The 10,235-nt window shown below is 65.5% G+C and carries 6 protein-coding genes and 1 pseudogene; all 7 read left to right on the forward strand.

Annotated features, from left to right (window positions below; translation table 11 throughout):
* Positions 1-683: pseudogene (locus tag KN815_RS41285) on the forward strand (family 2 glycosyl transferase); the annotation flags it as partial.
* A complete protein-coding gene (locus KN815_RS41290) occupies positions 680-2,245 on the forward strand; it encodes a DUF5719 family protein (RefSeq protein ID WP_216346920.1) in 1,566 nt (521 codons plus the stop codon). The pseudogene KN815_RS41285 and the gene KN815_RS41290, both read left to right, overlap by 4 nt.
* A gap of 222 nt (positions 2,246-2,467) precedes the next feature.
* Positions 2,468-4,012, forward strand: coding sequence for a recombinase family protein (locus tag KN815_RS41295; RefSeq protein ID WP_216346921.1), 1,545 nt, complete (start codon positions 2,468-2,470; stop codon positions 4,010-4,012).
* A gap of 293 nt (positions 4,013-4,305) precedes the next feature.
* A complete protein-coding gene (locus KN815_RS41300; RefSeq protein WP_216346922.1) occupies positions 4,306-4,512 on the forward strand; it encodes a hypothetical protein in 207 nt (68 codons plus the stop codon).
* Between the two features lie 459 nt (positions 4,513-4,971).
* Complete coding sequence (locus KN815_RS41305; protein ID WP_216346923.1) at positions 4,972-6,273, forward strand: AAA family ATPase; 1,302 nt, start codon at positions 4,972-4,974, stop codon at positions 6,271-6,273.
* A gap of 970 nt (positions 6,274-7,243) precedes the next feature.
* Positions 7,244-8,506: a phage major capsid protein gene (locus KN815_RS41310; RefSeq protein ID WP_216346924.1), complete on the forward strand. Its 1,263-nt coding sequence runs from the start codon at positions 7,244-7,246 to the stop codon at positions 8,504-8,506.
* 133 nt (positions 8,507-8,639) lie between these two features.
* On the forward strand, positions 8,640-9,851 hold the full coding sequence (locus KN815_RS41315) for a helix-turn-helix domain-containing protein (protein WP_216346925.1): 1,212 nt from the start codon (positions 8,640-8,642) through the stop codon (positions 9,849-9,851).
* The last annotated feature ends 384 nt before the right edge of the window (positions 9,852-10,235 follow it).

The following is a 10,235-nucleotide window of genomic DNA, read 5'->3' on the forward strand; positions in this document are numbered from 1 at the left end:
AGGGGCGGCCGGACGCGGATCCGGCCGACGCGGACGCCATGCCTCCGTTGCCGGACGCCATGCCCGCGCTGCCGGACGAGATTCCCCCGCGGCCGGGCGAGCCGCCGCTGGAGCCGCCCGCCGAGCCGGCCGCCCTGGGCGACCCTTACGGCGACCAGGCGGCGGCGAACGACCCTTACGGCGAGCGCGAGCAGGCGGTGGCCAACGATCCGTACGGCGAGCAGTCGGCCGCCGGTGACCCGTACGCGGCGGTGCCGCATCAGCAGCAGGCCGTACCGCATCAGCAGCAGTACGGGCAGCAGTGGGACGCGCAGACGTACGCCGCCGCCGGATACGGCCAGTACCCGGCCGGTCAGTACCAGGGTGAGCAGTACCAAGGCGAGCAGTACCAGGGCGAGGGCTACCCGGGTCAGTACCCCGGCGGCCAGTACCCGGCCGGTGACTACCAGGGCGGCTATCAGGACACCGGCTATCCGGCCGGCTACCAGGACGGCCAGGGCCAGGGCCAGTATCAGGAGGGCCAGTACCCGGCGGACCCGTACGCGGGCGGCCAGTACGCCGACCCTTACGGCTACGACCAGCAGCGGCCCTACCCCGACGGCGGCTACCCCCCGCAGGGCGATACGACGTACGGCGGCGCCGACCCCGAGGACCGCCGCGACGGGAGCGAGCAGCAGCGATGAACCGCACCACCCTGTCCCTGATCGGCGCCGCCACTGCGCTGGCCGCCGTCACCGGCGTCGCGGCCCTCGCCGGGGGCTCCTCCGATGACGCGGACTCCACCGCGAAGGCCGCCACCCGGCTGCCCGTGCAGCGCTCGACGCTGCTGTGCCCGACGCCCTCCTCCTCGGATGTGAGCAGCACCACCTACACCGCGTACACGCCCAAGCGGGACGGCGTGGACGCCAAGGACGGCACCGCCGCACTGCTGCCCGCCCAGAACCCCGCCGATGACGTGCCGAATCCCGGTGACGACGCCGGTAAGGGCGACAAGAACGGCAAGGGCGACAAGAAGGGCGACCAGCCGTCCCCGGGCGGCGACAAGCCCGTACTGCCCCTGAAGGAGCCCGGCAAGCCCGTCACCACCGACCAGGACAGCGCGGGCGCCCCCGCGCTCATCGGCACCGCCGACGGCCGCTTCGCGCCCGGCTGGACCGTCCAGCAGACCACCACGATCGACGCGGGCAGCGGACGCGGCATCCTGGGCACCGCGTGCACCGCTCCCGATACGGACTTCTGGTTCCCAGGGGTCAGCACCGACAAGAACCGCCAGGACTTCGCCCATCTGACGAACCCGGACGACGCCGCCGCCGAGGTGGATCTGAAGCTCTACGGACCGAGCGGCCGGCTGAAGCCCTCGACCGACGAGTCGATCACGGTCCCGCCGCGCTCCACCGTCCCGGTCCTGCTCTCGACCCTCACCGACCAGCGGGCGGCCGGCGCCTCGCTCCGCGTGACGGCCCGCACCGGCCGGATCGGCGCGGCCGTGCAGGCCGTGGACCAGAAGGCGGGCAGTGACTGGCTGCCCGCCTCCGCCGTGCCCTCGACGAGCGTGGCGATCCCCGGCATCCCCAAGGACGCCACCTCGGCGCGCCTGGTCGTCTTCGCGCCCGGGGCCGACGACGCGGACCTCAAGGTGCGGCTGGCCGGGCCGAACAATTCGATCACCCCCGCCGGACATGAGTCACTGCACGTCAAGAGCGGGATGACGGCCGCGATCGACCTCGGCGACGTGACCAAGGGCGAGCCCGGCTCGCTGCTGCTCACCCCCGAGGGCGGCGACGGCCCGGCCACACCGGTGGTGGCCGGGCTCCAGGTGACCCGGGGCAAGGGGAGCGACCAGGAGACGGCGTTCATCCCGGCGACCGGCGCGATCGAGCGCAGCGCCACCGCGGCCGACAACCGCACCAAGGGCTCGACGCTCTCCCTGGTGGCGCCGGGAGCGACCGCCAAGGTGCGGATCACCTCCTCCGCGGGCGCCGGCGGCGGCAGCCCGGTCAGCAAGACCTACGAGGTCAAGGGCGGCACCACCCAGGCCCTGGAGCCACCGCGCCCGGCCTCGGGCAAGGGCCCGTACGCGGTGACGGTCGAGCGGCTCTCCGGCGGCCCGGTGCACGCCTCGCGGATGCTGGCGCTGCCGCAGGGCGGGGTCCCGATGTTCACGATCCAGCCGCTGCCGGACGACCGGGGCATGGTCGCGGTGCCCGAGGCGGGCCAGGACCTGTCCCTGCTCAACGACGACTAGGGCCGGGCTCGGGGCTCAACGCCGGCTGGGCCGGGGCCTCCGCTGCCCGCCTTGGGGCGTGGCCAGGGGACACCTCCCAGCGGTAGCTGGGGGAGTTTCTGGGGGAGTTTGAGGAGAGGAGTCTGGGGCGGAGCCCCGCCTTCCAGCCCCTCCGGCGCTTGAGGAGCGGGGTCTGGGGGCGTGCGCCTTGTCAGTAGTGGGTGGCGGGCGCACGCTGTCGGTATGACTTCGACCAGCGCACTCGCCACCGTGACCCCTCTCTCCGTCGCCCTGGACGTCCTCACCGGACGTGAGTACCTGCGGGTGTCTCAGGACAACAGCGGCCGTCAGCGCTCCGTCACGGAGCAGCACGACGACAACGAGCGCAGCACCACCCGGCACAACATCGTGATCACTGGTCAGCCCTATGTGGACAACGACCGGTCGGCAAGCCGGTATGCGTCCAAGGCGCGTGACGACTGGGCGCGGCTGGTTGCCGACCTGAGTTCCGGGGCGTTCACTGAGGACGTCCTGATCTTGTGGGAGAACAGCCGCTACAGCCGCAAGACGTCTGAGTGGCTGCATCTGATGGAGCTGTGCGAGGAGCGCGGCAAGAAGATCTTCATCACCAGTGACAATCGGCTGTATGACCTGTCGCACTGGAAGGACCGGCGCAACCTGCGGGAAGATGCGTCGGACTCCGAGACGGAGAGCGACAAAGTGAGCATGCGCAACCGCCGTACCGCCGCCGCCCAGGCGGAGCAGGGGCGCCCGAACGGCATTGCTCCGCACGGGTACAAGCCTGTCTATGACGAGAAGACGGGCAAGCTGACCAACTGGGTGGAGAACCCGGACGAGTCGCAGGCGCCGCGCGAGCTGTTCACGCGGCTGCGCAAGGGGCAGACGCTTCGGTCGATTGCCCGGGACTTCGAAGCGCTCGGCTACCTCAACCGGTCCGGTAAGCCGTTCAGCCCTGAGCACCTGCGTTCCATGGCGCTGCGCCCCGCCTACGGCGGATATCGCGTGCATGCGCCCAAGTCGCGCGGACGGACCGTCAAGGCGCAGCAGGAGGACGCGACGCTTACGCGCGCCATCTGGGCCGCGCTGGTTGATGAAGAGACGTTCTGGGCGGTGCGCCGGATACTGCTTGCCCCTGAGCGCCGTACGACCCGCACGGGTAAGGCTAAGCACGTCCTGACGATGACCATGCGGTGCGACGTGTGCGGCGGGCCGATAGCGGCGGTCTCGGACAACTATCTGTGCAGAAACAAGTCATGCGTGCAGATCAAGAAGTCTGCCGTGGACGAGCTGATCATCGGTGACGCGAAGCGCCCCGGGGTGATTCTGGCGTACCTGGCCAGTGACCGCGTTTACGACGACTTCGCCGCTTCCCCGGAGGACTCCAGCAGAGCCGAAGTGATCCGGGGCGAGATCGAACGGCTTCGGGGCGAGAAGAGCGAGGCGGAGAACGCCGAGCCTGAGAGCATCGCAGAGGCGCGCATGTTCGCCCGGACCGTTGAGACGCTGGGCAAGAAGATCAGCACGCTTGAGGACGAAGAGCGCAGGCTGACCCTGCCCGCCGTTCTGACGGACCTCATCAAGCCCGGTAAGGACGTGGCGAAACGCTGGGATGCCGCGCCCATCGAAGCGCGGCGCGAGGTGGCACGGCTTCTCCTGTCGGCTGACTGGCTGGGCCAGGTGCGCATCATGCGCGGTCGCGGCGCGCCTGCGACGGAGCGCCTGCACTGGCACAGAGGCGCCGCCTGCGCCGCCTGTACGGCCGCGTAGGGCCCGACCGACCGCGCCCCCGTCCGAACCTGGGCGGGGGCGCGGTCGTGTCTGTAGCAGGCGCCGTGAGCCCGTTTCCGACCGCGCTGAATAGCGACACGCAGTTAATCCCGTAACGCTCTGTAGAGGTGCCTGTGAGCTGAGCCGCTTTCGTGTTTTGCGCTGCGCTTACTGCGGCAAGCTGACATTGCGTGGTCATCTCGCCCACCACGCACGGAGACTGATCTCCGATCACCAGCGCGAGGACTCCACAGCCGTCCGGCACCGGTCCGGACACCTACCGGAGTCTTCCCATGCCTATTTCCAGTGAAGCCGCCAAGGTGCGTGCCCGGATAGCAGGCAAGAAGCGGCAGAACCCCGACGCTGATGTGACGGACGATCAGCGCGAACTCAAGATGACGACGCTTGAGGACTATGTCCAGCGCGTCATAGCAAGTGCTCCCCTTCCCACGCCCGAGCAAATCGCCAGGCTGCGCGCTCTCCTGCCTCCAGTCGGCTAATGCCCGCGCGCTCAACAACAGGGGAAGTTTCCCATATGGTCACCCGGACCTGAATACGGGAGGTTAGTCGAAACCTACGCAGATGGGGGTCACATCCCGGGCGCCGGAGAACCCTCTTTCAAGGAGGGACGACATAGAGGCAACACATTTGAGCTAACCATTTGGAGTCACCATGCCCAAGAAGCGCAGGAAAAGGAAGAGGGGCAACGGCCCCTGTCAGTCGAAACCGCCAAAAGCAGTCCAGGAACTCGCCGAGAACTATAAATGCTCGCACTGCAACTCTCGCGTTGAGGGAATATTCCGCGACTCGCGCGGGATGCAACATCTGCATATCGCCCACGATGAGACATGCCCCGTATTGCGCGGCACCGTCACTGACATGCACGACGCCATAAGGGCAGCAAACGCGACCGGACGCGTTGCGCGGGTAATATCAGGCGACTCGAACGGGGATGCAGCTTGAGTGACGTTGAGGCAACCCAGTTTGAAATAGACGTCCGACTCGCAATGTCTTGGTTTCTCAACGGAGGGTCTGTACCCCTGGATTCCCTCAGCGACGAGGCGCAGAAGATAGTCACGGCCATTTGGCAGCGTGTACCTGTGTCCGGATTCGATGATGAGACGCAAGCGCTTATAGAAGCGCAAAGGCGCGAGGCTGCCGAACTGCAAGACGCGCAAAAGATTGTCAGCTATGAGCGCGCCAAGAAGCGGGCTAAAGAAATTCTGCGGAAAGAGAGCGGCGGGCAGGTGTATGCCTGGGCTCCGGTAGATATAGCCGCCGCATGGGAGACGGCAGAGGCCGAGGAACAGGCCGACGTTGGCCGCCTTTCCGGCGACATGCCCATAGGGATCTTCTATCGCGGAAAAATCAACGGTGTCCACGCCGAATCAGAAGCAGGCAAGTCGTGGCTTGCTTGCTTGATAGTCGTCCAGGAAATCCAGGCAGGTAGATACGTCGCCTATATCGACTTTGAGGACGATGCAGCGTCTATCGTGCGTCGCCTAAAACTTCTCGGCGCGAGTCGGCGAGACGTGGTCACGTTCTTTCAGTACCACAGTCCTACCGGACCGCTTACCGAAGATGATGAACAGGAGTTCCAGCGGCTCATTTCACTTGAGGGCACGCTCGTGATATTCGACGGCATGACCGAAGCGATGGCCATGGAGGGCTTGAAAGGGAACGACGCTGAGGATGTCGCATCGTGGCACGCGAAGATGACAAAGCCTTTCGCTGCGGCTCACTGGGCGGTGGTAGTTCTCGACCACGTGCCGCACGACGGAAAGCGCGCCATTGGATCACAGCACAAAAAGTCAGCACTCACCGGCGTCTCATACCTGCTTGAGCCGGTAAGGCCCATCGGTAAGGGGGTGGCCGGAAAGAGCAGGCTCAAAGTCGAAAAGGACCGTGGGGCGTGGGTCCGCAGCCACGCCATTCCGGGACCTACGCCGCAGCACTTCGCCGACCTCGTTATCAACTTTGAGGGAACATCCCTGCCGACCGCCAACCTCTGGCCAGCCGTCCAGACAGACAACAAGGGGTACAAGGCGGAACCGCCAGAGCGGGTGCGAAATGACATCCTCGCATTCCTCACGGAAAGCCCCGGTGCGAGCAAAAGCGCCATACGCCGAGCGGTCAAGGGCGCGACTGCCGACAAAGACTGGGCGCTTGAATGGCTCATAGATCACGACCAGGTGAGCATCAAGCAAGTCGGCCAGGCTAAGAAACACCACCCTGCCGACCCTGCCGGAACCCTGCCTTAGCCCTGCCGTCGGCAGGGTCGTACCTTCCTTCCTGACCCTGCCTCCCTGCCTGCCCCCTATAGGCAGGCAGGGAGGCAGGGCAGGGAGCGAGGCAAGAAAGACTGAAAGCAAGACAGCAAGATCACGGCAGGGTTCGCCATCGGACAGGAAGCAGATCACAAAGGAAGGACCCTTATAGCACTGGACGAAAGGAAGCGAACGAGCGAAGATGAATGCACGCCCCGCATGCCCTCATTAAGGCCGGAGCACTCAGGTCCCGCACCTTCCTCGGTCGGGACCTTTCTCATGCCCGCGCTGGGCGCTTCCCAGGTACGCAGGCACCCGGGCGCCACTGGACGCAGGAACGGCCCGCAGGCGCCCCCTGGGCGCTCTCGCCAGACAGCCGCCCCGACAGGGCAGGAGGCAGCCATGTGCCGCACAGACGGATGCAGCGCGCCCCCGTACGCCCGGGGCCTGTGCCGCTCCTGCTACCGGCGCGAGCGCGGCGAACGACTCGGCCCCTGCTTGGTCGCATCCTGCGGCAAGCCGCAGCATTCGCGCGGGTTGTGTCTCGCTCACTACTTCCGCATGTGGCGACGCGAGCGCGCGAGCCAATGACCTGCGAGCGCTCCATTTTTTGACAGGCGGCTTTCCCAGCCCCACGCCCAACTTTCTAAAAATTGTGCGGGGCGATTCCCCGCCGTTGATCTTGGGTCCGGCGACAGTCGGCCCAAGCGCGCGGCTATATACAGCGCGGGTTTCCGTTCTGCCTTAGCCGCTCGTGTGAACCGCTGGACAGGGCGACACCCATCCGGCACGACAACTGAATAGCGCAGACGCGAAAGCCGTAGTGCCTTCGGACACGCTGCGGCTTTCGCGTCTCGCACAGGGACAGCGCGCCACGCATCCCTCTAACTGAATCCCGAAGATCCCAGGCAGGGCGAAACCCACCTGACTCCAATCGCGAACTAAGGAATCAGGTGGTACAGCCATGTCCTCTGAACTTGTAAGGCGTGTCAAGGAGAACCGTACGGCTGCGTGGAATGAGGCGAAGCGCATAGCGGACCGTGCGGCAGACGAAAACCGGTCCTTTACGGCAGAGGAAGACAGCCGGTGGCGAAAGCTGCTGGCTGATCTCGAACTCTTCGATGAGCGCATTGCCCAGCTTGAGAACGACGAACGGAGGGCTGAGGAAGCGAGCGCTATTCTGTCCGGTCACGGCAACGGGCGACGCTATCAGCGTAGTACTGAACTGGCCGACGACTTCCGCAGCATGATCCTTGAGCGCAACCCGCGCCCGATTGATGTCCGCTGGGAAAATGCGCGCTCTGCCTATCAGCCCGGACTGGAGCGCCGTGGTCTCGTCACCACGTCACCCGCAAACATGGCTCCCGTGTCTTTCTATGGCCGACTCGTTGAGCACATGGTGGAATCCTCGGCAGTCCTCCGGGCGGGCGCGACACTGCTTACCACGACGTCGGGCGAAACCCTGCGCGTGCCCCGCACATCCGCTCTCTCTACGGCATCCATCGTCTCTGAGGGCGGAACGATACCGGCGTCGGACCCCACGCTTTCCAGCGTTTCACTGGGTGCATTCAAGTACGCCTTTTCCGTCCAGGTCTCGTCTGAGCTTGTGCAAGATTCCGGAGTAGATCTGGAGGGGTATTTGGCGCGTGAGGCTGGGCAGGCTATCGGGCTGGGGCTCGGCGCACACCTCGTAAACGGCACAGGATCGGGACAGCCGCGCGGCGTGATACTGGACGCCACGACAGGCGCCACAGGGCCGACCGGTACCGCCTCTAGCTTCGGCACCCAAGGAACGGCCGGGCAGGGAACAGATCTGATTTACGACCTGTTCGGGTCGCTCGCCGAACCGTACGTAATGCAGCCTGCGGCCGGTTGGCTATTGCGCAACGCAACGCTCACGGCCATTCGCAAGCTAAAGGCCACCACGGGCGAAACAGCCGGAACCGAATTCGTCACCGATGGCCCAGCCGGCGCCTCCGGGGCAATGATCGGAAAGCCAGCCTTCATCGATCCATTCGTTCCCGCCATGGGCGCGGGCGCAAAGTCTGTACTGTTCGGTGACTGGTCGCGCTACTTTGTGCGCATGGTCAACGGAATCCGTTTCGAGCGGTCCGACGACTACGCGTTCAACTCCGACCTTGTAACCTTCCGCGCCATCCTCCGGGCGGACGCCGCCCTTGTCGACACCACAGGCGCAATCAAGTGGTTTGCCAACTCGGCTAGCTGAAAGGCAACAAAAAGGGCCTCGGTACTTCTCGCATCTGCGGGACGGTACCGGGGCTCTTTTCTGCGTTGTGCCAAGGGAGTTGACCTGTTCGAGTGAGGGCACACGGACACGACCAGGGCGTAACCTCTATGCCATGAGTGAGCATCTGGGGGACCGCGTAGCGCGCCTGCGCCGCTTGGCGGATCTCACGCAGGAAGGGTTGGCCGAACGGTCCGGCATGTCCGTTGACGTCGTGCGCAAGCTGGAGCAGAAGCGGAAGCACTCTGCGCGCCTGCCGACCCTGCATGCCCTGTCGCGCGGCCTGGGCGTCGAGCTGACGGCGCTACTGGGTGACCCTCCGGGCGTACCGTCCAACGGCGAGGCGGACCCACCCCAGTTGGTCGCCGTGCGCCGCGCAATCATGCCCCCTCTGTTCGCTCCGCCTCCGGAACCTTCTGCTGTCGAGAGGCTTTCCCTGCCCCTCTTGCGGCGCGAGATTTCCGACGGTTGGACCCTTTACCATGATGCCGAATTTGGGCGTCTCATGGACGCCTTGCCCGGCATCATCTCTGACGCTCGCTTTGTTGCCGCTGTGGGCACTGCTGATGAAAGAGCAGCGGGACAGGCCGCATTGGGCAAGGCGCTCCAGTTGGCCGGACACCTGGCAATCCGTCTCGGAAAAATTGACCTTGCACTAAGCGCTCTTGAGCGCGCCATGAATGCCGCCTCCGACTCATCCGATCCGCTACTACCGGGGATGATCTCAAATTCCGTTGCATGGAACTATCAGAGGCAAAACCGCCTAGACGATGCAGAAAGCCTAGCTGTTCATGCGGCGGATTCAGTCGAGCAGGAACACGGGGACACTGCGGAAGGTGTCCGCGTATGGGGCGGACTACTCATGTCGGCTGCGACAAGCGCCGCGCGGTCTGGCGACTACGAAAAGGCCAATGAAATGATGGTCACAGCCGAGGATGCAACACGCCGCCTTGCGACGCTTCCGCAGCCGGAAGACGGAAAGATGTTCTCTGTCTTCAGTCGCTCATCCGTCCGTATTGAGCGCGTCCGTCTGGCCGTTCAACATGCGCGACCAGAAGAGGCGCTGAACCTTGCCAAGGGAATGCGCCTGAGCGTCGACACTCCGTCCTCCTGGCGTACATGGCTACTCCTCGACGTCGCACGCGCCCACGCCGATTTGGGGAATTCGGAAGGCGCCGTTAAGGCCCTTGAAAGGCTGCGGAAGACTGCCCCCGCATGGATGCGGCATCACACGCTGGCCGTCGCCATCGTCAGTGACCTTTGGGCAGGGCCTAACCATCCGCCCGGACTGCGTCGCCTCGCTGAGTTCCTGGGCGTCGCCAACTAAGGCCGCGAAACTAGGCCGTTGCGTCCCTGTCTCTCTCCCGCCCCGCCCAGTTCGCTGGACGGATGCAAGACCCCCGCACCGCGCGAACGGCCGGGGGCATGGACCACCTGAGAGAGCAGGCAGCCAATGCACTACTTACCACACGCGCTCGAATGGGTGAGAGAAGCCCTGTTCGGACGACGCACGCCCGGCAAGCACAGCCGCGCCTACGTGGCACCCCCTGTGCATGCCGCGCGGGTTTCCGCTCCCGCCATCGACCCCCGGGCACTCGACGGACACGCGCTTGCCATGGTGCGCCCCTACTTGGTGGCGCATGAGAGGCGACGGGAACAGCAGCGACACCCGCAGCGCACACGCACACTCATGCTCGCGACTGTGGGCATC

Origin of the sequence: Streptomyces niphimycinicus (genome assembly GCF_018883605.1) — a bacterium.
Lineage (GTDB): Bacteria > Actinomycetota > Actinomycetes > Streptomycetales > Streptomycetaceae > Streptomyces > Streptomyces niphimycinicus.